Here is a 24,051-nt window from a genome sequence, read left to right as displayed (position 1 = left end):
TGCCCTTCAGCCCCTTGCTGTCTAGGGGCCGAGGGGGCATTTACTGACTGTATGAATTAGTCATTAGGTTTTTTAGAAATAGCTGGATTACTGCTTGAAGGATTTAACATATCTGCTTTTAATGAATTTAAAGTGGAAGCTGACACATGTCCTGATCCGTCGGGCTCAGCTTTTACCGCACATACCTTCGGTGTACTTGAACATTGTGACGGATTTGTGGCAGAGCCTGTATTTGTATAATTGCTTGGTGTGGTTATCGCAGTGTCGTAACCAGAATCACCTGGATTCAAGGAACTATTGAACTCAAACCATACTTCGTCGGCCGGATATATGATTTTCTCTGCCAACTTAAACGAACTAAAACCAATTATTGCAGCTCCGGCCAAAACGACCATCGCATGCTTTTTAATGAAAGATATTGCTTTCATTTTAGGGCCTTTTTTATAGTAGCAAAAAAAGATTACCTCAAAAAACTCTATTTTTTTACACTGACTAACACGTTGCTTTAACGAGGTGCGTTAGTCTATCTATGCCTCGGGATCTGTTTTTACGGGCTGTACCATCACGTATCATAATTTGATCTCTACCGGCCCCGCCGGGAAGAGCGCAAATCGCATTTTGTATTTTTTGACACGCAGCAGCATAACAGAATAGATCGGAACGGAAATCGGCAAGCGTCTCTCAGAAAATAAAATTACCTGCTTTTTGTATTGCTTACACTTGGCCATGGGGGAAGTTGGGCCAATCAAGTACAACCCCAGTATGGATGCGAACAATAATAGCAGATTGACAATGAGGTGCCAGCTCCAGGATAATCGACTCAATACCGAAGCACAGCCACAAGGCTTTTGCGCATATAATCCTGCAACGCCTAATCCGATATAGACTGTAAAGACAGCCAATAAAAAGGCAGATAGCAAAAATGGATTGAAGAATGTATGCTTTTTGAATTTATAAGTATGTATCGCAAGTAGCACCACGATACCCAATTCAAATAAAGGTAGAAGCCAAAACAAGATCCCTGCCCACCAATCCGGAAAAGGCTGTTGCTCTAGCGCTAAATGGAATCCCTGTAGGTTCCAAAGCTTGTCGAGCGCTACCCATGCCCAAAAGATTATCATAAAGACACGGATACTGGTAGCGGTGATATGTGAAGCTCTTGTTTTCATTTTTTAAACAGTATAATTTCAGGTCGTAAATTTTATACAACTATTTATAAATCAGATATTTAATTTGTTTATTTTGTTTTGTGTTCGTATCTTAGTTTTACCAAATTCAATTATTTCATTCCTGTTTATATAGAGCTACCATAAGGATGCAATATGTACCCGCTATAAATAGTTTTATTTTATAACTAACTGTTTATGAGTGTTGTATTTTTCTTATCGAGCTGTATAAAGCCTTTGTAATACTTAAATGATGAGATATGGATGAAGATCCTTTTGAAATTTTAGTGAATGAGCCCGACCGTGGGTTGAAGCTCATTATGGCTAAGCATGGTAGCCAGCTAAAAAAACGCATCAGAAACGTTGTTAACAATGATGATGAACTGGTCAAGGATGTGATTTCGGAAACCTTGACCGTCTTGTTTGTGGAAAGAGAAAAAATTGCCTTGCGTAAAGAACCTTTTGTCTGGATGATGGTGATAGCGAAAAATATTTCCCTCAAAATGCTTCGACAGGAAAAAAGAGATCGGAAGGTTCCCATAGATGAGTTGCGCAATGTACCCCATGCCGATGACAGCGACCGTAATCTAAATTATAGGGAACTGCTGGATGTAGTTCTATTGAAATCCGACCAGCTTACACCCATGGAAAGGAAAATCTTGATAGATGCCAAAGTAAACGGTTTGGACAATAAGGAGCTGGAAAACCGGCATGGCCTGCGGCCACAGCGGGTCCGTAACCTATTGAGTTCGGCACTGGCCAAAATCTGGCAGCTCCTAAGGAGATAATCATACTGCGGTATAATTGAATATAGATTGAAATTTAAGAAAAAAAGATAAGTTATACTTATCTAATAGCGAGTTCTAGTATTAATTGAATATAGATTAGAATTGAAGAAAATGGAACGCGATAACACAAAAATTCGAGAGCTGATTAAAAAGCAGCTGCTGGAAATAATAACCGAAAATGAAGAGGCGGAATTGGCAGAGAGAAAGGTACACTATTCGGAGGGCGAATATGACTTTATGCTCATCGAAGTACTGGGGCAGCTTGAAGGTCAATTGCCTAATGATTCGCTAGACGAATGGACGCCAGATTATGAAGAAATACAAAGAAGGGGAGAAGAAATAAGACAAAGGAGTAAAAGAAAACAGTATAGTATGCTCGGCTATGCGGCAACATTGGCCTTATTTATTGGAGCTACGGTCCTGTACTTCTTTTCTTCGAGGCAAAAAAAGGATGTGATGTTACATTTGGACAGTCAATGTCTCAATGTGGGTGCTAAGGAAGAAATTCCAATAGCGGAATCTTCCTGTCTGCTTTTGGCAGCTGATTCCTCTTGGATAAGGATAGAACAGGGTACATTCGGTGAAATAGTGCGCTTGGGAGAACTCGCGATAAGTCGTACCAAGGAGGGATTGCTGCGCATCGAAAGGAAACAGCGCGCACAACATGATGTTCCCGCTGGACGTACAAGTCTGGATATTTATACTGGTCCGCGGCAGCAATGTGTAGTCGAGCTGGAAGATGGGACACAGATACGCTTAAATGCACAGTCCAGATTGAGCTATCCGATCGTAAAACGAGACTCGACTATAGTGTACATACATGGAGAGGCTTATGTGAATGCTAAAAGGCGGAGCAGAAATGCTCCTTTGATTATAGGTACGGAAAAAGGTGAATTAATTGCCCGTCACGCTGACTTTTTAGTTAGATCCGATACAAGCATGATGAAGACAATTTTAAATGATGGAACGTTGCACGTCTACGCTTACCACCTGAAAAAAGAGCGGTCAATAATCTGTCCTGGAGACTTTGTTTTTGTTGGAGCTAAAAAGTTAGGTAAAAATCAGCATGTGCAAGATACAATGGGGTATGTGGCGAATCTGGATTTTGAAGATGCTCGGATGTGGACCCGAAAAATTCGTGTCTATAAAGATATACCATTGTATGTCTTCGTTGATGAAATGAGTCGCTGGGAAGGATTTGTAATAAAAAAATGGGATTGTATTCCAAAGAACAAACATATTTCGGTATCCATTTGCTATCAAAGTGGTAAGGAAGACGTATATGCTGCGATTCGCCAAGCAGGGATACTGCTTCACGAAAAGGAAGGAATGATAAGCTTCTGCCCAGAAGACAAACGTGATCGGGTAGCCATGAGGCTGTCGGACAGTAGAAGTCGGGCATTCAAATAAGAAAGGAATTTATGATGAATCTAGGTAAGGAATTTATAGATGAAGTATTGAGAACTATTGAAATAAATACGCTGGTTGAACGTCGTAAATGTCGGGCTACAGGAAAAGTACGATTTAACCGTCGGGCTGAAGCGACTTTTTTTATTTACTGGTTGAAGTGGAACTATGAGAAATGGCGGCAAAAAAAACATCGGCGAAAGCACCAATATAGCAATGGAGGAGGAAGACCTAAACAACGTTATGTGTATAATTGTGAATTTTGTGGTGGCTTTCATATTACGAAAGAGCATCCACATGAGTACAGTCGAAAAAAAGAAAAATATGAATAGAAATATGTAGAATAATTGATGATCACTGGTTTTTTCATTTTTATTTTTCTAACATAGATTATTTTGTACATTTGTATCGAATAAAATCGAAATTGAAATGGCAGAAACTGTACAACCAAGAGGTCCAAAGACAACTGATAATAATGCGAATCAAACTCATTACTACAAAACATTGGTAGTAGCGATCGCTTTAGGTTTAATAGGTACATTTATCCGTTTTGTACCGGATGTATGTACGGCAATGAATCAACAAACCTTTTTGTTTTCCGCAATAGCTAACATCTCCATGATCGTAGGTGCACTTATCGCATTCAAAACCGTTTTCGGAATTTTGGGATTTGGAAAAAACCGTGACTAATTAAAAGTCAACTAAGATATTAGGAAGCTTCAGTTTTTTACTGAAGCTTTTTTTGTGGCTATATGAGTTGTTTAGATCTTGCTAAGCAATTACGTCAGCTGCGATAACACCGAAATGTATAGCTATTAAAAAAGGCATCAATTACTTAAAAATTGATGCCTTTTTTATATGGTTGATAGCTGGATTATGCAAATAATGACCAAGTAGACCAAGGAATACGAGCAAGGATCAAGATCAAACCGATGATATAGAAAATTACAACTGTTTGGTTTGCTTTTCTGGCATTTTCAATCTTTTTAGCTTTAGAGTAACCAATTGTGATCAATACAATGGCAATGATCATTGTCAAAGGGTGTTCGATGATTTTAAAACGTAATGTCGGATCTTTCATTACGGCGCCAGAGATCATTGATGGGTACTTTAAATAAAAGAATAAAATCAATCCCACCAATAATTGAATATGTGATGCGATAAAACCCAATAAAGCAATTTTACGGTTGTACGGTTTGTTGCCTAGGTAGTTTGATAGGGTGATCACGATCGATATCACCAGGGCTAGCAATAATACAATTGCTATAGTCGAGTGTAAGTGTAACATAAAAGCTCTCTTTAATTATTTCCTAAGTTAGCAAAGATAAAAATATAATGAATGTATTTGTCAAAAATCATTGTTCCAACAGAAATACCTCCGCTATTGGATTGAATAGGTACATGCGTTTGCTGGTCAATTCCATGCACTTATAGCGTTTTCTTACCTTTTCAATGCGTTGAAATGAACGACCATTTTTTAGTTTAAAGAAATGGCCATCCTCCAAAGATTCCACCGTAAGGGCACTGGTTTTGACGGTATCGTATGATTTTAAGGTGCGAAACAGGTGAAGGTCCGTGCAGCTTGAAGCCGCGGGGTTTTCCATGTAGCGATGAATGGCACTGCTAATATCGATTGGAAAAATATTCAATTTAAGGAAGGGCTCCATCAGTTCCTTGAAATTATTTTTCCACTCAGTACCATGTGGCTTGACACGATGCTGGTGTTTGTTCCAGGTTTGTAAATGGGCAAATTCATGGATCGTCGTAATCAGAAATGAATAGGAATTTAAGTCATGGTTGACTGAGATGCGGTGTGGGCTTCCTTTAAATGGCGCACGGTAATCTCCTAGTTTGGTACTCCTTGAACGAGAGATCTTAAATAAGCAGCGGGTATGATTAATCCAGTTGGATATAATCGGCGCAGCTTCTTCAGGCATGTATTTTTTAAGCGTAGCACTATAATCTTGCATGCCATAAAAATAGGGATTTATTCATGTCAATAGTGCTAAATGAGAACATTCTTTTGTCAAAAATAAAATCAGTTTACTAAAAATAGTAGTTTTTAATTTGGAAAAATGATATTATTTTTAGTATTTAGTACCTAAGAATATTAAAAGTGGGCATGTTATTAAAGCAGAGTAGCTGTTTTTTTAAAATAAAATATATTGAAATCGCCTGAGTTTTAGGTAAATTACCTACAGAAAGGTTCATGAAACATAGGATCCGATTGAGGAACGGTATTTCCTCTAAACTGTAATTAGACCTTCAAGAATATGCTAGATACCTTACATATTAGAAATTATGCGCTCATCAACGAATTGGAAATCCAATTTGATAAAGGTTTGAATATGATTACCGGTGAAACCGGTGCCGGTAAATCTATTATCATGGGAGCATTATCGTTGATCTTAGGAAATAGAGCAGAGGGCAAGCATTTTTTCGACCCAACCAAGAAATGTGTGATTGAAGGGGAATTTAAAATTGGTTCTTACCAGCTACTTCGTTTTTTTGAGGAAAATGATCTCGATTACGCGGACCATACGATTATTCGAAGAGAGATATCTCCCGATGGTAAATCCCGGGCATTTATTAATGATTCTCCCGTCACCCTGGCTATCCTTAAAGCTTTAGGCGAGCAGTTGATTGATGTGCATTCTCAACATGCAACATTGCAGATTAATACAGAAGATTTTCAGTTTTTGGTAGTGGATAGTGTAGCAGGCTCTTTCGGACTGAAGCAAAGCCATCGAGAGAGCTTCTTCGCTTATAAGAAAGCCAAAAAAGAACTCGAAGAATTTAAGGATCTGGTAAAAAAAGCTGCAATAGAACAGGATTATTTTCAGTTTCAATTTGATGAACTTGACGCCGCCCGATTGGTCGCAGATGAACAGGGACAACTCGAAGTACAACAGCGGCAGTTGGAAAATGCAGAAGATATCAAGCGTGCACTAACTGGGGCATCACATCTATTGGAAAATGAAGATACGGCAGTTTTAAGCCGTTTAAAAGAGACGATGAGCCAGGTGGAAGGCATTGCCTCATTTCTGCCTGAGGCTGCAGATTTGGCTGCACGATTAAAGAGCACATGGATTGAGCTGAAGGATGTCGCTGCAGAGCTGAGCTCTCTTGAGGAGGATACCCAAATCGACGAAGGTACTTTATTGGAAATCAATGAGCGCTTGAGCTTATTGTATTCCTTACAGAAAAAACATCATGTGGACTCCGTTGAGGAGTTGATCAAATTACGTGATGATCTTGAATCCAAACTGTTTGCTATAAATTCTTCGGATGAGCAATTGGAGCGATTGGAAAAAGAGGTTGTGGCTAAATTAGCCATTGCCCAGAAAAACGCAAAGGAACTATCAGCAGCCAGGAGAAAGGTACTGGAGATGATCGCAAAGGATGTGCAGGCGACCTTGTCAAATGTAGGTATGCCGAATGCACGACTTCAAATTAATCTTGAACCATTAAAGGAGGGGGATATGCGGGAATCAGGGATGGATTCAATACAGTTTTTATTTTCGGCCAATAAAGGACAGGCATTGCAATCGATTCATAAGGTTGCATCGGGAGGAGAGCTTTCTCGTGTTATGTTGGCCATTAAATCCTTAGTTGCTAAAACTTCTGCATTACCTACTATTATTTTTGATGAGATCGATACAGGAATCTCTGGAGAGGTTGCGCTACGCGTAGGAGAGGTGATGGAAAGTCTTGCTGAGAATATGCAGGTTATTGCTATTTCCCATTTACCGCAAATTGCAGCTAAAGGTGCTGCGCATTATAAGGTATATAAGGAAGACAAAGCCAACCGAACCATATCTAACATTGTTCGGTTAGATCAAGAGGGGAGAGTCAAGGAAATTGCTCAGATGCTCAGTGGTACCAATCCCACAGATGCAGCACTGGAACATGCGGAGTTGTTACTGAAAGGATAGTTAACATAAAAAAATGCCTCAAAAACAACTAACTTTTGAGGCATTATAGTTTTGAAAATAAATTCCTAGTTTCCTATACTCGCATCCGTTAAAACGATCTTAACTTTCATATTGTCAGGCGCAACTGGTGTACTTCCGCTTATATCATTGGCATAAATGCGAACAACACCAATAGAGTAATTGTACGAAAACTGATATCCATATAGTTCTGAAGGAATCGCTTCGTATCTATCATTAGATGTGTCAAAAATGATCGCCGCACTAACATGACCGTCTTCATAATAACGTTGATCTAAATCACTGATTGCGACGTCTTTTCTATAAGTGTTATTGCCCTCTTTAATCCATTCAGTTGATTTTACGGGAAATACATAACTTGTGCCGTCTAAGACGTTCACTTCTTGTGTAATATATTCTTTCTTACAAGAAGAAAATGAAACCAAGGCTGCGGTTCCAATTAATGCTGCGAATAAAAGTCTTTTCATATTGTGCGTGTTATTTGTGATATTTTTTTTATTATAGGACGATAAAATGATTCGATAGTTTAACGTCAACTTTGTTTATAACAAAAAATGCACCATAAAGGTGCATTTTTATAAAATTATTTTTTGATACCGCTAAACCTTACTTCTCGGCAGCATCTTTTGAAGACTTAGAATCTGAACTAGATACCTCAATATCTTTCGTTTCAGGATTAATGCTCACCGTCAACACCGAACCAGTTTGTACAGTTCCTTTTAGGATTTCTTCCGCAATTGGATCTTCCAAATACTTTTGTATTGCCCGTTTTAATGGACGTGCACCAAAATTACTGTCATAACCTTTGTCTGCGATGAAATCTTTTGCCTCATCCGTTAAATTGATGGTATAACCCAAATCAGCGATACGTTTGAACAATGACCTTAATTCAATATCAATGATTTTGAAGATATTCTCTTTTGTCAATGAGTTGAACACAATGACATCATCGATACGGTTCAAAAATTCAGGAGCGAAAGCTCTTTTCAAAGCGGTTTCAATAACTCCACGTGAATGTGCATCAGATTGTTGTGACTTTGCTGCAGTGGTGAAACCAACACCCTGACCAAATTCCTTCAATTGGCGTGCACCAATATTTGAAGTCATAATGATTATGGTATTTCTGAAATCTACTTTACGGCCCAAACTATCTGTCAATTGGCCTTCGTCCAACACCTGTAACATGAGATTAAATACATCCGGGTGAGCTTTCTCAATCTCATCCAATAAGACAACCGCATAAGGTTTACGACGTACTTTTTCAGTCAATTGACCACCTTCTTCATAACCAACATATCCTGGAGGCGCTCCAACAAGGCGAGATACCGCAAATTTCTCCATGTATTCGCTCATGTCAATTTGGATCAGTGCATCTTCTGTATCAAACATAAATCGCGCTAATTCTTTAGCCAACTCTGTTTTACCGACCCCAGTAGGACCCAAGAAGATAAATGAGCCAATTGGTTTTTTTGGATCCTTCAAGCCCGCACGTGTACGTTGAATAGCTTTCACCAATTTACCGACAGCGTCATCTTGACCAATGATTCTTCCCTTCATCAACTCAGCCATATTCAACAGTTTTTGACTGTCTGTTTGACTAACACGTTGTACTGGAATACCTGTCATCATGGCCACTACTTCAGCAACATTTTCTTCTGAAACAGTATAGCGTTTAGACTTCGTCTCTTCTTCCCAAGCGATTTTTTCTTTCTCGAGCTCTTCGATCAATTTTTTCTCCGTATCACGCAATTTGGCAGCCTCTTCGTATTTTTGACTACGAACGACTTTGTTCTTTTCCAATTTGACCTCTTCAATTTTATTTTCAATGTCAATAATGGACTGCGGTACATGAATATTGTTTAAGTGCACGCGAGAGCCTGCCTCATCCAAAGCATCAATAGCCTTATCTGGTAAGAATCTGTCTGTAATATAACGTGTTGTTAACGACACACAGGCTTCAATCGCTTCGGGAGTGTAGGTCACATTGTGGTGATCCTCATATTTCTCCTTGATACGATTCAATATCTCAACCGTTTCATCATGTGTTGCCGGCTCAATCGTTACACGTTGGAAACGACGGTCCAAAGCACCATCTTTTTCAATGTATTGACGATATTCGTCCAATGTGGTTGCACCAATACATTGGATTTCTCCTCTTGCCAAGGCTGGTTTGAACATATTGGAAGCATCTAACGATCCTGAAGCGCCACCTGCACCAACGATGGTGTGAATCTCATCGATAAATAAGATGACATCCGGTGATTTCTCTAGCTCATTCATGACCGCTTTCATACGTTCTTCAAATTGACCGCGATATTTCGTCCCGGCAACCAATGAAGCCAGATCCAATGTGACTACACGCTTATTGAATAGTACACGTGAGACCTTGCGTTGGACAATACGAAGAGCAAGTCCCTCCGCAATAGCTGATTTACCAACTCCCGGTTCACCGATCAACAAAGGATTGTTCTTCTTGCGTCGGGATAAAATTTGAGATACACGCTCAATTTCTTTCTCGCGACCCACAATAGGATCCAATTTACCCTCTTCGGCAGCTTTGGTCAAATCACGGCCAAAGTTGTCCAATACCGGAGTTTTGGATTTGATATCCGAAACTTTTTTAGGTTGGATATATTGATCATCCTCAGCAAAATCATCGTCGCCGGTAGGAGAGCCCGGAGCCTCATCCTTGATGGTCGTTCTATTTTGCTCAACTTCAGATTTGAAGATGTCGTAAGTCACATTGTATTGTTGTAAAATCTGAGAAGCAATATTATCTTCATCTCGTAAGATAGCCAATAATAGATGCTCCGTTCCGATGATGTCCGATTTGAATATTTTAGCTTCCAAATAAGTGATCTTCAAAACTTTTTCAGCCTGTTTTGTTAATGGCATATTGCCAATAGGAGCGCGTGAAACCGATGCCCCCTTCACTGCGTCCTCCACAGATTGACGTAGTGCTGTCGTGTCAATGCCTATGTTTTTAAGGATCTTTATCGCCATACCATCGCCTTCACGAATTAATCCGAGCAATAAATGCTCCGTTCCTATATAATCGTGACGCAATCTCAAAGCTTCCTCTCTACTGTACGATATGACATCCTTTACGCGCGGTGAAAATTTTGCTTCCATTGAATACCTTTCTGTTTTATATTAAGGATATATAAATGTAGTAAATTCTGCATTTCAAACCTTAAAATTATTTTAAATAATGTCATCAACAATTAAGCCATGACCGTTACACGTCCAAAATGTCAGTATAAAAGATTACATTTGTATGTTAATATAATAAGAGTTTTCGAATTTTTTTAAATTTTATGTCAGACGAGAAGATCATTTTTTCGATGGCGGGTGTCAACAAAATCTATCCGCCTCAAAAACAAGTGTTAAAAAATATCTATTTATCTTTTTTCTATGGCGCGAAGATCGGTGTGATCGGTTTAAACGGATCAGGTAAATCTTCCCTATTAAAAATTATCGCTGGATTGGATAAGTCCTACCAAGGCGAGGTGGTGTTCTCCCCAGGTTACTCTGTGGGTTATTTAGCACAAGAACCTCAATTGGATCTTGAAAAGACTGTTCTTGAAGTCGTTCAGGAAGGTGTCGCTGAAATTACAGCCATCTTACAGGAATACGAAGAAATCAACGAAAAATTTGGCTTGCCAGAGGTGTATGAAAATGCCGATGAGATGGACAAATTGTTGGCAAGACAAGGGGAACTTCAGGATATCATTGATGCCACTAACGCTTGGGAAATCGATTCGAAATTGGAAAGAGCAATGGATGCTTTACGTTGCCCCGAACCAGATGCGAAGATTGTCAATTTGTCAGGTGGTGAGCGCAGACGTGTAGCATTATGTCGCTTATTGTTGCAGGAACCTGATGTATTACTCCTGGATGAGCCGACCAACCACTTGGACGCCGAGTCGATTGATTGGTTAGAACAACATTTAAAACAATATAAAGGAACGGTCATTGCCGTTACCCACGACCGTTATTTCTTGGATAATGTAGCCGGATGGATACTTGAATTGGATCGCGGTGAGGGTATTCCTTGGAAAGGAAATTATTCTTCTTGGTTAGATCAAAAAGCAAAACGCTTGGCACAGGAAGAAAAACAGGAAACCAAACGTCAAAAAACCTTGGAACGTGAGCTGGAATGGGTGCGTATGGCACCGAAAGCACGCCACGCCAAATCGAAAGCCCGTTTGCATAACTATGAAAAATTAGCTTCTGAGGAAACGAAAGAACGCGAAGAAAAATTGGAATTGTTTATTCCTCCGGGACCACGTTTAGGTAATTCGGTCATTGAGGCAACGAATATTTCCAAAGCGTATGGCGATCGTATCTTGTTTGAAAATTTGAGTTTCATGTTGCCGCCTGCGGGTATCGTAGGGATTATTGGACCCAACGGTGCGGGTAAAACAACCTTATTCCGTCTGATTACAGGTCAGGAAACACCTGACACGGGGTCGTTCAAGGTTGGAGAAACAGTAAAATTGGGTTACGTAGACCAAATGCACCATGACCTCGATCCTGAAAAATCGGTTTGGGAAAATATTACGGGTGGCAGCGACAATATGATGCTGGGTAACCGCTCGGTAAACTCAAGAGCTTACGTTTCCAAATTTAATTTTAACGGTGCTGATCAACAAAAGAAAGTAGGTGTACTTTCCGGTGGAGAACGTAACCGTGTTCACTTGGCTATTACACTCAAAGAAGGCTCAAATGTGCTCTTACTCGATGAGCCGACCAATGATATTGATGTAAATACCTTACGGGCACTGGAAGAAGGCTTGGAGAATTTCGGTGGTTGTGCCGTTGTGATCTCCCACGATAGATGGTTCCTGGATCGTATCTGTACCCATATCCTTGCTTTTGAAGGGGATTCACAGGTTTATTTCTTTGAAGGTAACTACACTGAATATGAAGAAAACCGTAAAAAACGCGTTGGTGACGTAACACCGCACCGTATTAAATACAAGAAACTGGTAAAATAAGCAACGATCATGGACGGTGGAAGGCTTTTAGCTGCTATAATAGATCACGCTATTGATGGAATAATTACCATAGACAACAGGGGGAATGTGGAAAGCATTAACCCTGCTGCCTTGGAATTGTTCGGTTATCAGGCTGAAGAAGTGATCGGACACAATATCTCCATGTTAATGCCTGAACCTGATCGTGGTAATCACGATGGTTATCTGCATAATTACCAAACCACAGGTCACAAGAAAATTATCGGAATCGGCCGTGAAGTGATGGGCTTAAAGAAAAATGGAGAAACATTTCCATTCCGCTTGGCAGTCAGTGAGGTTTGGTTAAAAGATAAGAATATCTTTACCGGCTTTATTCACGATTTATCGCGTGAGAAAGCTGCCGAGGATATGCTCAAGCAACATTCAGCCGAACTTGAACATAAAGTAAGTGAGCGTACACGCGACCTGATCTCGCTGGTATCTGAACTTGAAAAAGCGAAAGCAGAAGTCTCAAAGTCTTTGGAAAAAGAAATTGAACTTAACCAGCTGAAATCACGGTTTGTGTCCATGGCCTCGCATGAGTTCCGGACACCTTTAAGCTCGGTTCAGCTTTCAGCTTCTCTGATTGAAAAGTATTCCGAACGACCGGATGATAAGGCTAATATCATTAAACACACCAATAAAATTAAAAGTGCAGTTCAATTGCTCACAAGTATCCTGAACGACTTTCTGTCACTTGAAAAATTAGAAGCGGGTATTGTTGTGATGAATAAGCAATACATCAATCTCGTTGAGCTGGCAGAAGAGATCACCGAAGAAATGCAATTGATCTGTAAGAAAAATCAGCATATTGTATACCAACATACCGGAGAAATTGGGCATTTCACCCTAGATCCAAATTTGTTGAAAAATGCTTTGGTCAACTTAATCTCCAACGCGATCAAATATTCCGGAGAAGATACCTTGATCGAATTCACAACCTGTATCGACGACGAAGGCTGCTTAATATCCGTAAAAGACAATGGTATTGGTATACCCGAGGAAGATCAGGTACATTTGTTTGAGCCTTTTTTTAGAGCACATAATACAGGTAATATCCCTGGTACAGGATTAGGTTTGAATATTGTAAAACGATACATCGAATTGATGGCGGGGCAGATGGAATTTGAATCGGAAGTACACAAAGGAACTTCATTCAGAGTAAGCTTTAAATAAAGGTGAACTTGCAGATTCGCATAACTGAATAAATAATTGCAGATGAGAAATAAAAAGACAATTCTAATTATTGAAGATAATATCGATATCCGAGAAGGGACTACCGAAATATTGGAGTTGACAGGAAGGTATGATGTCATTACAGCCGAAAATGGGCGCGTTGGCGTCGACCTGGCGACAAGACATATTCCTGATTTGATTCTCTGTGATATCATGATGCCTGAATTGGATGGTTACGGGGTCTTATTTATGTTGAGCAAAATTGAAAGTACAACCAAAATTCCGTTCATTTTTCTGACTGCCAAAGCGGAACGCGCAGATATGCGCAAAGCGATGGAAATGGGGGCGGATGATTATTTGACGAAACCTTTTGATGATGTCGAATTGATGAATGCAATAGATGTTCGCCTCAAAAGACATGAGCAGCTTGCAGCAGATATTCCTCAGGAAGAAGATTTGAGTTTGAGCGCCGAAGAGCAGGTATTGTTGCTAAAAGAGCTAATTGCCAATTCACGGGTGAAAACAGTGAAGAAAAAACAGTCTATTTATGAAAAAGATGATTCGCCAACGTACGTCTATTTTGTGAAATCTGGTCAGGTGCGCAGCTTTAAGTCCTATAAAGATGGACGTGAGCTGTCTACAGGTATTTTTATTGAAGGCAATTACTTTGGTTATGCTTCGATTTTGTTGAATGATAATTATGAAGACTACGCCGAAGCTGTTGAACAAAGTGAAATTGTGTTGATTCCAAAGGACAGTTTTTTGGAGCTGTTATGGAAAAAACCTGCAATAGCCAGTAAATTTATTAAGCTCCTTTCTGTCGACTTACGTGAAAAAGAAGAGCAATTGCTGGGTTTTGCCTATCATTCTGTCCGTAAGCGTGTCGCCAATGCCTTGATTAGCGTTGCTGAAAAAAGTGGAGTCAATATCAATGAGGCTGATGCATGCTCAATTGATGTGACACGAGACGGCCTAGCTTCAATTGCAGGTACAGCCAATGAAACTGTTTCCCGTATGCTCTCCGACTTTAAAGAAGAAAAACTGATTTCGAAAGAAAAAGGAAAAATATACATCAATTCTATCAAGAACCTGCGGGATGTGAAGCAGTAGGGATCAGCAGCGAAGATTTAAAAATCAACATAAAAAAAGGCGTGTTCAGTTTTTCTGAACACGCCTTTTTTCTGATAGTCTATGTTTACTGATTTGTGTCTTTTCATTAAAGTAACAATGCGAGCTCGCTTTGACGTTTTATTGAACTAGTTCGGTTTCGATGACCGTGTTTTACGCGATTATTGGCCAGATAATAGCTTTCGGTTGAGTTTTACAGCTGTTGGTGTTAGCGAAATCATGCAAGTTTTTGTGAATTGTGATAAATATCATTTTAAGGTGTGGTGCTATATCATCTTTTTGCCCATATGCATGATTTACTTTTGTTCTTAGGATAAACCTTAATTGGTGATTGTAGAATCAGAATGAAAGTAGTAGTATATAATGTAAGGTCATTTGAAAAAGAGTTTTGGGCATTGGCAAATGCCAAACAACATGATTTGACTTTGATTTCAAATGGATTAAATGCGGAGACACAGAATTATGCGCGTGGAAAAGATGCGGTAGTTATTTCCGTGAGCGATATTTTGGACGAGAGCATGCTACTTAATTTAAAAGGGTTAGGGATCAATAAGATTATGACCCGCAGTAAGGATACTGCTCATATCGATCTGGTAAAGGCTGGAGATCTGAATATTCAGATTGCCAATGCACCATTTGAAGATCAGAGTCCAAAAGGACTGGCAGAGCAGACCGTCCGGAATCTCAACTTATGGGGATTAGAAAAATGTGTTGGTAAAGCCTGTTGTTGTCTAAACGACTGTGCTAAAAAAATAAAATAAAATGATTACATCGCAGGTTACAATGGAAGAATTGGTGCAAAAATATAATGTTGCCGCACCGCGCTATACAAGCTATCCTACTGTTCCCTTTTGGGATAATGAAGCATTTTCTCGGGCGGCTTGGACTAATCAAGTCTACCAAACTTTCCAGCAGTCGAAAGAAAAAGGTATCAGCTTATATATACACCTTCCTTTTTGTGAAAGCCTCTGTACTTATTGTGGCTGCAATACGCGCATTACAAAAAACCATCGCGTTGAAGAACCTTATATTGCCTCTCTTTTGAAAGAATGGGAAATGTATGTCGCTTTATTTAAGGGAGAAAGACCGTTATTGGCAGAAATACATTTGGGTGGTGGTACTCCGACCTTTTTCCATCCGGATAATTTGAAAGTACTGATTGAGGGGATCCTTAAACACGCAGACCTGGCTCCTGATCGTTCATTCTCTTTCGAAGCTCATCCTGCTAATACAACCGTCACACATTTAGAAACCTTATTTGACTTGGGATTTCGGCGCTTGAGCCTGGGAATACAGGATTTTGATCCACTTGTGCAGTTCGTGATCAATAGGCATCAAACTTTGGAGGAAGTGGAGGAGGTTATGCTGAATGCGCGGAAAATTGGATTTGAGTCGATCAACTTCGATTTGATCTATGGATTGCCTAAGCAAACATTGGCTACGGTGGAAGATACGATCCAAAAAGCGATGCTGCTCGGTCCAGACCGGATCTCTTTCTATAGCTATGCCCACGTGCCTTGGATAAAACCCGGTCAACGGCATTATACTGAAGCAGATCTACCTCATGGCGCAGCCAAACTCGCCTTATATAACCTTGGGAAAAAAATGATTTTGGCCCATGGCTATGAAGATGTCGGTATGGATCATTTTGCGAAAAGAGAGGACGAGTTATTTGTGGCTTTTCAACAAGAAAGATTACATCGCAATTTTATGGGGTATGCCGATCGATTTAGTCCCTTGTTAATCGGTATCGGAGTCTCTTCGATCAGCGATGCCTGGGGGGCTTTTGCTCAAAATGTGAAGACCGTAGAAGAATACCATAAACTTATTGATGCAGGAGTATTGCCCGTTGTAAAAGGACATATACTCAACGAGGAGGATCTTCTTGTAAGGCGTTATATCCTCGATATGATGTGTAAAGGCAAAGTGCAGTTGCCGACAGGTGCGCCGCTGAATGAGCAGATTATCGACGAATTGTCTGAACTTGTTGCAGATGGTTTAGTCTCCATATCCGGCGATCTAATTCAATGTACTGCTATTGGACGCTCTTTTTTAAGAAATATCTGTATGGCCTTTGATCAGCGATTATTGCGTTCAAAAGCACAAAATCAATTATTTAGTCAGGCAATTTAGAACGAAGGTATGGCAGAGCTAAGGGATGAAATACAACTCGCAGAAAAATGTTTCCATTGCGGCGATAAAATTGAGGAAACGGGTTATCAGCTCGATCATCACGATTTTTGCTGTCTGGGCTGTCAGACCGTTTACCAAGTACTGAACGATAGTGGTATGCAGCAATATTATCGCTATAATCAGCACCCGGGTAAATCGAATAAATCCAAGCAAGAAGATTTTTCTTATCTGGATGAACCACAGATAGCCGGTAAATTAGTGGATTATAAAGATGATAAGATGACCATCATCACCTTTTATATTCCGGCTATTCACTGTAGCTCTTGTATCTGGTTGCTGGAAAATTTATATAAACTCAATCCCAATGTACTGCAGTCGCGCGTGGACTTTATGAAGAAACAGGCGAGCATTACATTCAATCACAATGAGCTGCCATTGAAAGACCTGGTTTATCTTTTGGTCAATATCGGTTATGACCCTAAAATCACTTTGCAGGATGTTGTAAAGGAAGGGAATAGAAATAATCTGAATCCTTTGGTTGCAAAAATTGCTGTTGCCGGTTTCTGTTTTGGAAATTCTATGTTATTCAGTTTTCCTGATTATTTTGGAATGGGGAGTTTTGAAAAGGAATATGCCAATTTCTTTGGTTATATAAACCTTGCCTTTGGTCTCCCTGTTTTATTGTATTGTGCGTCGGATTATTTTAAATCGGCCTATCGGAGTCTGAAACAAAAGCGGTTGAATCTAGATGTTCCATTAGCCCTGGGAATCCTCGTGTTATTTTTGCGTTCCGCGTTTGAGGTGATCACACAGACAGGAGCTGGTTTTACGGATACACTCTGTAGTCTTGTGTTTTTTATATTGATCGGAAAATGGGTACAACAACGTACCTATTATCATATCTCATTTGAACGGGATTACCGGAGTTATTTTCCGGTGGCTGTAACAGTATTGACCGAATCGGGGGATAAACCTGTACAATTAGCTGACGTTCATATAGGTGACCGTATCTTGGTTCGGAACAATGAAATTATACCGGCCGATGCTATGCTTTTAAAAGGTGATGCTGCGATAGATTTTAGCTTTGTAACGGGTGAATCAAGTCCGGTCAGTAAGACCTTAGGCGAAATTATCTATGCCGGCGGACGCCAGACGGGGGAAGCGATAGAACTTGAAGTGGTCAAACCGATTTCACAGTCCTATTTGACCAAATTATGGAATAATGAGAATTATAAAGATTATGACAAACATTTTCAGACTTTTGTCAACTTTATAAGTAAATATTTTACTGTTGTTTTATTGGCTATTGCACTATTGGCTGCCTTATTTTGGGCCGTTGATGGAAGTGCAAGCCGGGCTTGGGGTGCTTTTACGGCGGTATTAATTATTGCATGTCCATGTGCGTTGGCGTTAAGCTCTCCATTTACCCTTTCTGCAGCGCTAAGTATTTTTGATCGAAATAAGTTCTATGTGAAAAATACGGCTGCTATTGAGCAGATGGCGAGGATTGATACCCTGGTGTTCGATAAAACTGGCACAATATCGTCGCCTAAAGCAACCTCAATTTATTTTGAAGGTAGCCTTTCGGCAGTTGACAAAAAGCTACTGAATGCGGTATGTAGAAACTCTAGCCATCCGTTGAGCCGTGAAATCGTCAAGTGGCTGAATGTCTCTTCTGCTATTTCGATACAGGATTTTAAGGAATTTCCGGGAAAGGGGATGCAGGCTAATGTAAGTGGCAAGGAAATTAAAATCGGTAGTGCTAACTTTTTGAATATCGGTAATATTAAAACAGATGGTTCTGTGGTTTTTATTCGTATAGGTGAGGAGTTAAAAGGATATTTTACTATGGAGCAATCCTGGCGGGATGGCCTTTCGGCTTTGATTGAAGATTTTAAAGTCGAATACGACCTTCATTTAATCTCAGGGGATAACGATAGACGTCTGGATGCACTCCAGTTAATTTTTCCCTCGAATGCAAGTTTGCTTTTTAATCAATCACCAATGGAAAAACTGGAAACCATTCAAAATTTTCAGGTAGCAGGAAAGCATGTCTGCATGATTGGTGATGGTCTTAATGATGCGGGGGCATTGCGTAAAGCAGATCTGGGCATCGCCGTGAGTGATGATATCAATAACTTCTCTCCCGGCTGCGATGCGATACTGGATGGGGAGTCATTTTCAAAAATGCCGGATTTCTTTGCTTTTAGCAAAGATGCGGTGAAAGTAATACACATGAGCTTTGGTATCTCTCTTTTATATAATGTAATTGGATTGAGCTTTGCCGTGCAGGGTATTATGTCGCCGTTATTTGCCGCGATTCTAATGCCAATAAGTACGGTAACGATCATCTCTTTTACAAGTCTCATGACGAGGTGGTATGCCAAACGTCGTAAACTCTAGTTGTTATGGAAATAATGTATATTTTGATCGGTTGTAGTGTTTTGTTGGCTTTGGTTTTTCTATGTGCTTTTTTCTGGGCAAATAAAACCGGTCAACATAATGATACCTATACACCTTCTATACGGATTCTGTTTGATGATGAAACGACAGAAGAGGAAGATAAAGAAGGTGACGTAACTAAAACGTTATCGTAATTAAATCAATTACTTTTTTTTGTAATTAAGGTTATTATCAATAAAATTGGGGGTAAATACCAATTTGAAATAAAAATACATGCATAATAATCCATTTTCATTAAAAGATAAGGTAGTTGTAATTACGGGAGGTACAGGGATTTTAGGCGAAGCATTTGTTGAGGCTTTGGCCGAGGCAGAAGCCAAAGTCGCAGTACTTGGACGTAATGGACAAATCGGAGCGGAGCGTGTTCAGCAGGTAGAGTCTGTTGGTGGCGAAGCTATATTTGTTGAAGTTGACATCATGAACGAACAGGATGTCACTCGGGCGAAAGATGAAGTTTTGCAAAAGTGGGGTAGGATAGACGCTTTAGTAAACGCCGTTGGAGGCAACATTCCAGGTGCAACAATTGGTGCCGATCAAGATTTATTTGCGAGCAATATTCAGGATACCATTAAAGCGATAGAGCTTAATTTGTATGGTACAATGATTCCTACGCATATTATTGGTCGTGTGATTGCTGAAAGCGGAAAAGGCGTCATCATCAATATATCTTCTCTTACAGCCAGTCGTCCTTTTACACGTGTTTTGGGCTATACTGTTGCAAAACACGGTATCGATGGGTATACAAAATGGATGGCCACCGAGCTCGCTCAGCGTTATGGCGATCAAGTTCGTGTCAATGCAATCGCTCCCGGCGTATTCTTAACCAAGCAGAACAAAAACTTATTGATCAATCCAGACGGTACGTATAGCGACCGTACCAAACGTATTCTTAACGGAACTCCCTATAACCGTTTGGGCGACCCTCGTGAGTTAAAAGGAACTTTAATCTATCTATTGAGTGATGCATCGGCCTTTGTGACAGGGGAGACGGTTTTTGTCGATGGTGGTTTTAATGCATGGTGTGGCGTTTAATTAAACTTTAAGATGAGAAAATTAGAACAAACCTGGCGTTGGTATGGCCCCAATGACCCGGTATCTTTACAAGATATCAAACAGGCTGGAGCTACTGGTATTGTTACGGCATTACATCATATTCCACACGGTGAGGTATGGCCCCTTGCCGATATTCAAGAAAGAAAACGCATTATAGAAGATGCTGGTCTTACCTGGTCTGTTGTGGAAAGTGTGACAGTACATGAGGAGATTAAGACAAAAGGTGCTAGGGTCGATGAATACCTCCAGAAATATAATGAGACTTTAACCAATCTCGCACAATGCGGCATCAAAACAATTTGTTATAATTTTATGCCGGTGCTGGACTGGACACGTACACAATTGGATTTAACCATGGCGGATGGTTCAAAAGCATTGTATTTTGACTGGATTGATCTGGCACTTTTTGATATTTTTATATTGAAACGTGATGAAGCACAGACAGCGTATCCAGCGGATGTTGTTAAACGGGCGACTTTACGATTTGATGAAATTTCCGAACAGCAAAAAGAAGAATTGGCAAATGTTGTCTTAATGGGGATCCCCGGAGAGAAGAATGTGGAATTGGAAGCGTTAAAAGCGAGCATTGATACCTATAAACATATTGGGAAAGATGGTTTACGCGATAATTTGGTTTATTTCCTTCAGGGAATTGCGGCAACTTGTGAGGATAACGGTATATGTATGACTATTCATCCCGATGATCCACCGTATCCTATTTTAGGTTTGCCCCGCATCGCCAGTAATGGTGCGGATTTCGATTATTTTTTAAATGCGGTTCCACAACGATTTAATGGTGTCTGCTTTTGTACAGGATCCTTGGGGGCCAGTCAGACAAACGATCTGCCGGCTATCTTAGAAAATATTAAAGGGCGGGTAAACTTTGTTCACTTACGGAATGTGAGGAAAGATGCGATCGGAAGCTTTTATGAGGCAGACCATTTGGATGGGGATGTCAATATGTATAAAATCATGAAAATTCTGGTTGCTGAAAATCAATTGAGATCTACAGCGATCCCATTCAGACCAGATCACGGTCATCAGATGCTGGATGATCTGAATAAAGTAACAAATCCAGGGTATTCTGCCATTGGAAGATTGAGAGGGCTTGCGGAATTACGGGGCCTAGAGTATGGTATTGTTGGTGAATGATACCAATAATTCAGGCGAAGATTAGAGATTATGACCTGTAATAGTGGTCTAGCATAAAGACAGTCGGGAAATAAGAGCGCTAACGTCTTATTTCCCGACTGTTTTGTTTTAAGTATGTCGGCGAGACTATAATCAAAAGAATTATAAGGAAGATTTGCGAATGATGAGCTGTGTTGGAAGCTCAATCGTTTCAAATTCATGTATTGGTCTTGTTTGGTTAATGGTGGCGATTAATTTATTTGTCGCCAGTTCCCCAATTTCTGTTGCCGGTTGTACAATTGTGGATAGTGCCGGATTTAAGGAAGCTGCTATCTGTGTGTTTGAAAAACCAATAACCGCGACCTCGGAAGGGACTTGAATCTGAAGCTCAGCCAAAATACCTAGTGTTCGGGTTGTAATAACATCCGTAGCACCGAAAATTGCATCTATACTTTTATGTTCAAGATATTCTTTGCGCAAAATCTCCCGAATTGTTTCGTCTATATCGGTGGTATTATTAAAACTACATTCGATATAATGTCTAGTATCAAAAGGAATCCCCGCATCTGATAAAGCAGATTTGAAGCCATTTAATCGTTCGGCTGCCACACCTAAGTTCTTTCCGGTGATATGCAAAATATTCTTTTTACCTTGTTCGATGAGATGCTTTGTGGCATTATATGAACCCTGGAAATTATTGACACCAACCTTGAATGTGTCGAGCTGGTGATTGATACGATCAAAAATAACGACGGGGATCTGCGATTTTATCAATGCTTTTAGCTCTTCAATATTTGAATCGGAAGAAACCGGAGATATCATTAAGCCATCAATACCGCGCATGCGTAAGACGTCAATACAATTTTTTTCGATCCGTTCGTCTTCCCGGCTTTGCATGAAAATAACGTCATAGACCGTCTGTTGAGAGGCTATTTGAATTCCATCGAGGATTTGTGAAACGAATGTATTGCTAATGTTGGATACAATAACCCCTATTGTATTGGATTTTCCTATTTTTAAGCTCCGTGCCAACTTATTTGGGTGGAAATTATGCTTTTTGGCATATTCCTGAACCATCTTTTTAGTCGCTTCACTTATTTCGTAGCTGTCTGATAATGCTTTGGAAACCGTCGAAACAGAAATGTTGAGTGCCAACGCTATATCTTTCAGGGTAGTTCTGCTCATCGCTCTGGTGGTTATTTTAAGAAGATAAATCTACATAAAAAAATGTATAAATGCGTTTTTATCTTCATAATTAGCCATTATCTATGGTCGGCTGGGACTTAGTCAATGGATTTGATTGGCAGGATTTCCTTTTTCTAATCCCTCTTCAAAATTAAAAAGAAGTTCAACATACTCGAAGCTAACCAAGGGCTTTTTGGCCCATGTAACCTATGCGAGTCCGAGTGTTTGGTGTTTTTTGGCTATTTTTCGGTATTTCTAGGTAAGATGTCGCGCTGCGGTTCGTTTCGTTTTCGATCTTGAACCAGTCCAGAATCTATCCTGAATGAGCCTAGCGAGGGTTTAGCTAGGGCTTAGTTTCGCCCTGCGGGCAGGGTGCGGCTACCTTAAAAGTAACCTGAATCCGTGCCAGAGTCGGACTCAACACGGACTCAACACGGACAGGACACGGTTGCAGGGCAAACCTACCCCGAGCATGGTACGAAGCAGGTGGGGAGGGGAGCCGAAGGTTCCCGCAAGCCCTGCGTAGCAGCCGGAGCCCTGTCCACGGGGCGGAACCCAAGTTTGCCCTAAATGAGCCGTGCTTCCCCAGTAAATAAAGAAAAGTTGAGGGCTTCTTATTCCTTAGGTTAGCTTTTGTTTATATTTAGCTTAGCAATAAGTTAGGTTTTGTTTAGCTATAACCTATACTATACCTAAACAAAACCTAACTAAAACCTAAACTAAACCTAAGTAAAACGGTACAAAAGTATAGCTACAGAAGAAGGTATTCCGGCCTTATCGATAACCGCCTGTCACCGTTCATCTGCTTGGCGTGGCACCCATTCCTGGTTGCTTATGTTTGCCCCTGCAGTCGGTGCTGAAATCCCCGGCGAGCCTTTCTACAAAAAGAATCTCGCACCCTTACAGGCAGTTAAGGGCAAAATAAAATAAATAAGAACAAAAGGCTTGGAAGTTTGTTTGTAAACTCCCTATCTTTGCACCACTCCGCAAGGGAGGCACGGTTACTTCGAAAGAAAGAATCATGAAAAAAAGAAGGGTTTAAGAGAAGTTTGGCAGGATTTAAAATCCAGCTGATTTTATTTTAAACGCGGAAATCGAAAAAAAGAGAAAAGAAAAAAAAACTTAAAAAAGTTTTTGGAAGTTCAGAAAAGATTTCTACCTTTGCAGTCCCAACGGAAACGAAGGGAAAAACAAAAAAGATAAAGAGGGCGCAATGCCATCGGAATATAGCGGATACGGAAGTTGAAGCGACAAAGTTCTTTAAGAAAACACAATCATGTAAGCGTGACGAGTAGACAAACGAAAGTCATGAACAAATTCAAGTAATTCGTTCAATTCGATCCAAGATCAGAGATATAAAAAAAGAATTCTGATTATGTAAATAGTTGGAATCAAAAACTTCATTTTACAATGGAGAGTTTGATCCTGGCTCAGGATGAACGCTAGCGGC

21 protein-coding genes are annotated in these 24,051 nt (G+C 40.1%); 14 read left to right on the top strand and 7 right to left on the bottom strand.

Annotation, left to right across the window (positions count from 1 at the left end; all coding sequences use genetic code 11):
* Positions 1–56: 56 nt before the first annotated feature.
* Both IQ31_RS25900 and IQ31_RS25895 read right to left on the bottom strand, forming a co-directional pair.
* Positions 57–428: a hypothetical protein gene (locus IQ31_RS25900; protein WP_145331125.1), complete on the bottom strand. Its 372-nt coding sequence runs from the start codon at positions 426–428 to the stop codon at positions 57–59.
* Between the two features lie 141 nt (positions 429–569).
* The gene (locus IQ31_RS25895; RefSeq protein WP_145331123.1) at positions 570–1,169 is read right to left on the bottom strand and encodes a MauE/DoxX family redox-associated membrane protein; all 600 of its coding nucleotides are present in this window, start codon (positions 1,167–1,169) and stop codon (positions 570–572) included.
* A 257-nt stretch (positions 1,170–1,426) separates the two neighbouring features.
* Between IQ31_RS25895 and IQ31_RS25890 the strand changes: the two genes are divergently transcribed.
* The 4 genes from IQ31_RS25890 to IQ31_RS25875 all read left to right on the top strand — a co-directional run bounded on the left by IQ31_RS25890 (position 1,427) and on the right by IQ31_RS25875 (position 4,051).
* Complete coding sequence (locus tag IQ31_RS25890) at positions 1,427–1,954, top strand: RNA polymerase sigma factor (protein WP_145331118.1); 528 nt, start codon at positions 1,427–1,429, stop codon at positions 1,952–1,954.
* Positions 1,955–2,065: 111 nt separating this feature from the next.
* Positions 2,066–3,364, top strand: coding sequence for a FecR domain-containing protein (locus IQ31_RS25885; RefSeq protein ID WP_145331116.1), 1,299 nt, complete (start codon positions 2,066–2,068; stop codon positions 3,362–3,364).
* An 11-nt stretch (positions 3,365–3,375) separates the two neighbouring features.
* Positions 3,376–3,693: a hypothetical protein gene (locus IQ31_RS25880; RefSeq protein WP_145331114.1), complete on the top strand. Its 318-nt coding sequence runs from the start codon at positions 3,376–3,378 to the stop codon at positions 3,691–3,693.
* Positions 3,694–3,790: 97 nt separating this feature from the next.
* The gene (locus tag IQ31_RS25875) at positions 3,791–4,051 is read left to right on the top strand and encodes a hypothetical protein (RefSeq protein WP_145331112.1); all 261 of its coding nucleotides are present in this window, start codon (positions 3,791–3,793) and stop codon (positions 4,049–4,051) included.
* A 184-nt stretch (positions 4,052–4,235) separates the two neighbouring features.
* Here IQ31_RS25875 and IQ31_RS25870 read toward each other — a convergent pair whose 3' ends face one another.
* On the bottom strand, positions 4,236–4,649 hold the full coding sequence (locus tag IQ31_RS25870) for a hypothetical protein (RefSeq protein ID WP_088160727.1): 414 nt from the start codon (positions 4,647–4,649) through the stop codon (positions 4,236–4,238).
* Between the two features lie 67 nt (positions 4,650–4,716).
* Positions 4,717–5,331 (bottom strand): SprT-like domain-containing protein, encoded by a 615-nt coding sequence (locus IQ31_RS25865; protein WP_145331110.1) that lies wholly within the window; start codon positions 5,329–5,331, stop codon positions 4,717–4,719.
* Between the two features lie 303 nt (positions 5,332–5,634).
* Between IQ31_RS25865 and recN the strand changes: the two genes are divergently transcribed.
* On the top strand, positions 5,635–7,296 hold the full coding sequence (gene recN, locus IQ31_RS25860; RefSeq protein WP_145331108.1) for a DNA repair protein RecN: 1,662 nt from the start codon (positions 5,635–5,637) through the stop codon (positions 7,294–7,296).
* 65 nt (positions 7,297–7,361) lie between these two features.
* On the opposite strand, the gene IQ31_RS25855 is transcribed toward recN, so the two are convergent.
* Positions 7,362–7,781: a hypothetical protein gene (locus IQ31_RS25855; RefSeq protein ID WP_145331106.1), complete on the bottom strand. Its 420-nt coding sequence runs from the start codon at positions 7,779–7,781 to the stop codon at positions 7,362–7,364.
* Between the two features lie 139 nt (positions 7,782–7,920).
* Positions 7,921–10,446 carry an ATP-dependent Clp protease ATP-binding subunit gene (locus tag IQ31_RS25850; RefSeq protein WP_145331104.1) on the bottom strand — a complete coding sequence of 842 codons (2,526 nt, stop codon included), beginning with the start codon at positions 10,444–10,446 and terminating at the stop codon, positions 7,921–7,923.
* 185 nt (positions 10,447–10,631) lie between these two features.
* Between IQ31_RS25850 and ettA the strand changes: the two genes are divergently transcribed.
* From ettA to uxuA, 9 genes are all read left to right on the top strand, one after another.
* Entirely contained in the window at positions 10,632–12,314 is a 1,683-nt protein-coding gene (gene ettA / locus IQ31_RS25845) for an energy-dependent translational throttle protein EttA (protein WP_046672222.1), read from the top strand.
* A gap of 9 nt (positions 12,315–12,323) precedes the next feature.
* Entirely contained in the window at positions 12,324–13,508 is a 1,185-nt protein-coding gene (locus IQ31_RS25840) for a PAS domain-containing sensor histidine kinase (RefSeq protein ID WP_088160732.1), read from the top strand.
* A 42-nt stretch (positions 13,509–13,550) separates the two neighbouring features.
* The gene (locus IQ31_RS25835; RefSeq protein WP_088160733.1) at positions 13,551–14,618 is read left to right on the top strand and encodes a response regulator; all 1,068 of its coding nucleotides are present in this window, start codon (positions 13,551–13,553) and stop codon (positions 14,616–14,618) included.
* A gap of 362 nt (positions 14,619–14,980) precedes the next feature.
* On the top strand, positions 14,981–15,397 hold the full coding sequence (locus tag IQ31_RS25830; RefSeq protein ID WP_088160734.1) for a Rossmann-fold NAD(P)-binding domain-containing protein: 417 nt from the start codon (positions 14,981–14,983) through the stop codon (positions 15,395–15,397).
* A 1-nt stretch (position 15,398) separates the two neighbouring features.
* Complete coding sequence (hemN, locus tag IQ31_RS25825) at positions 15,399–16,769, top strand: oxygen-independent coproporphyrinogen III oxidase (protein WP_201303496.1); 1,371 nt, start codon at positions 15,399–15,401, stop codon at positions 16,767–16,769.
* Between the two features lie 9 nt (positions 16,770–16,778).
* Positions 16,779–19,172, top strand: coding sequence for a heavy metal translocating P-type ATPase (locus tag IQ31_RS25820; RefSeq protein WP_145331102.1), 2,394 nt, complete (start codon positions 16,779–16,781; stop codon positions 19,170–19,172).
* Positions 19,173–19,177: 5 nt separating this feature from the next.
* On the top strand, positions 19,178–19,366 hold the full coding sequence (gene ccoS, locus IQ31_RS25815; RefSeq protein ID WP_088160736.1) for a cbb3-type cytochrome oxidase assembly protein CcoS: 189 nt from the start codon (positions 19,178–19,180) through the stop codon (positions 19,364–19,366).
* Positions 19,367–19,445: 79 nt separating this feature from the next.
* Complete coding sequence (locus IQ31_RS25810; protein ID WP_088160737.1) at positions 19,446–20,264, top strand: SDR family oxidoreductase; 819 nt, start codon at positions 19,446–19,448, stop codon at positions 20,262–20,264.
* 12 nt (positions 20,265–20,276) lie between these two features.
* On the top strand, positions 20,277–21,437 hold the full coding sequence (gene uxuA / locus IQ31_RS25805) for a mannonate dehydratase (protein ID WP_088160738.1): 1,161 nt from the start codon (positions 20,277–20,279) through the stop codon (positions 21,435–21,437).
* 141 nt (positions 21,438–21,578) lie between these two features.
* Here the strand turns inward: uxuA and IQ31_RS25800 are convergent, their stop codons facing one another.
* On the bottom strand, positions 21,579–22,601 hold the full coding sequence (locus IQ31_RS25800) for a LacI family DNA-binding transcriptional regulator (RefSeq protein WP_070567173.1): 1,023 nt from the start codon (positions 22,599–22,601) through the stop codon (positions 21,579–21,581).
* Positions 22,602–24,051 lie beyond the last annotated feature (1,450 nt).

The sequence above is a fragment of the Sphingobacterium siyangense genome, assembly GCF_007830445.1.
Taxonomy (GTDB): domain Bacteria; phylum Bacteroidota; class Bacteroidia; order Sphingobacteriales; family Sphingobacteriaceae; genus Sphingobacterium; species Sphingobacterium siyangense.
Note: the sequence above shows the minus strand (reverse complement) of the source record. Positions and strands in the feature narration are given on the sequence as shown.

Coding starts and splice junctions, on each gene's coding strand:
- IQ31_RS25900 (WP_145331125.1), bottom strand. CDS start 428: ATGAAAGCAATATCTTTCATTAAAAAGCATGCGATGGTCGTTTTGGCC.
- IQ31_RS25895 (WP_145331123.1), bottom strand. CDS start 1,169: ATGAAAACAAGAGCTTCACATATCACCGCTACCAGTATCCGTGTCTTT.
- IQ31_RS25890 (WP_145331118.1), top strand. CDS start 1,427: ATGGATGAAGATCCTTTTGAAATTTTAGTGAATGAGCCCGACCGTGGG.
- IQ31_RS25885 (WP_145331116.1), top strand. CDS start 2,066: ATGGAACGCGATAACACAAAAATTCGAGAGCTGATTAAAAAGCAGCTG.
- IQ31_RS25880 (WP_145331114.1), top strand. CDS start 3,376: ATGATGAATCTAGGTAAGGAATTTATAGATGAAGTATTGAGAACTATT.
- IQ31_RS25875 (WP_145331112.1), top strand. CDS start 3,791: ATGGCAGAAACTGTACAACCAAGAGGTCCAAAGACAACTGATAATAAT.
- IQ31_RS25870 (WP_088160727.1), bottom strand. CDS start 4,649: ATGTTACACTTACACTCGACTATAGCAATTGTATTATTGCTAGCCCTG.
- IQ31_RS25865 (WP_145331110.1), bottom strand. CDS start 5,331: ATGCAAGATTATAGTGCTACGCTTAAAAAATACATGCCTGAAGAAGCT.
- recN (WP_145331108.1), top strand. CDS start 5,635: ATGCTAGATACCTTACATATTAGAAATTATGCGCTCATCAACGAATTG.
- IQ31_RS25855 (WP_145331106.1), bottom strand. CDS start 7,781: ATGAAAAGACTTTTATTCGCAGCATTAATTGGAACCGCAGCCTTGGTT.
- IQ31_RS25850 (WP_145331104.1), bottom strand. CDS start 10,446: ATGGAAGCAAAATTTTCACCGCGCGTAAAGGATGTCATATCGTACAGT.
- ettA (WP_046672222.1), top strand. CDS start 10,632: ATGTCAGACGAGAAGATCATTTTTTCGATGGCGGGTGTCAACAAAATC.
- IQ31_RS25840 (WP_088160732.1), top strand. CDS start 12,324: ATGGACGGTGGAAGGCTTTTAGCTGCTATAATAGATCACGCTATTGAT.
- IQ31_RS25835 (WP_088160733.1), top strand. CDS start 13,551: ATGAGAAATAAAAAGACAATTCTAATTATTGAAGATAATATCGATATC.
- IQ31_RS25830 (WP_088160734.1), top strand. CDS start 14,981: ATGAAAGTAGTAGTATATAATGTAAGGTCATTTGAAAAAGAGTTTTGG.
- hemN (WP_201303496.1), top strand. CDS start 15,399: ATGATTACATCGCAGGTTACAATGGAAGAATTGGTGCAAAAATATAAT.
- IQ31_RS25820 (WP_145331102.1), top strand. CDS start 16,779: ATGGCAGAGCTAAGGGATGAAATACAACTCGCAGAAAAATGTTTCCAT.
- ccoS (WP_088160736.1), top strand. CDS start 19,178: ATGGAAATAATGTATATTTTGATCGGTTGTAGTGTTTTGTTGGCTTTG.
- IQ31_RS25810 (WP_088160737.1), top strand. CDS start 19,446: ATGCATAATAATCCATTTTCATTAAAAGATAAGGTAGTTGTAATTACG.
- uxuA (WP_088160738.1), top strand. CDS start 20,277: ATGAGAAAATTAGAACAAACCTGGCGTTGGTATGGCCCCAATGACCCG.
- IQ31_RS25800 (WP_070567173.1), bottom strand. CDS start 22,601: ATGAGCAGAACTACCCTGAAAGATATAGCGTTGGCACTCAACATTTCT.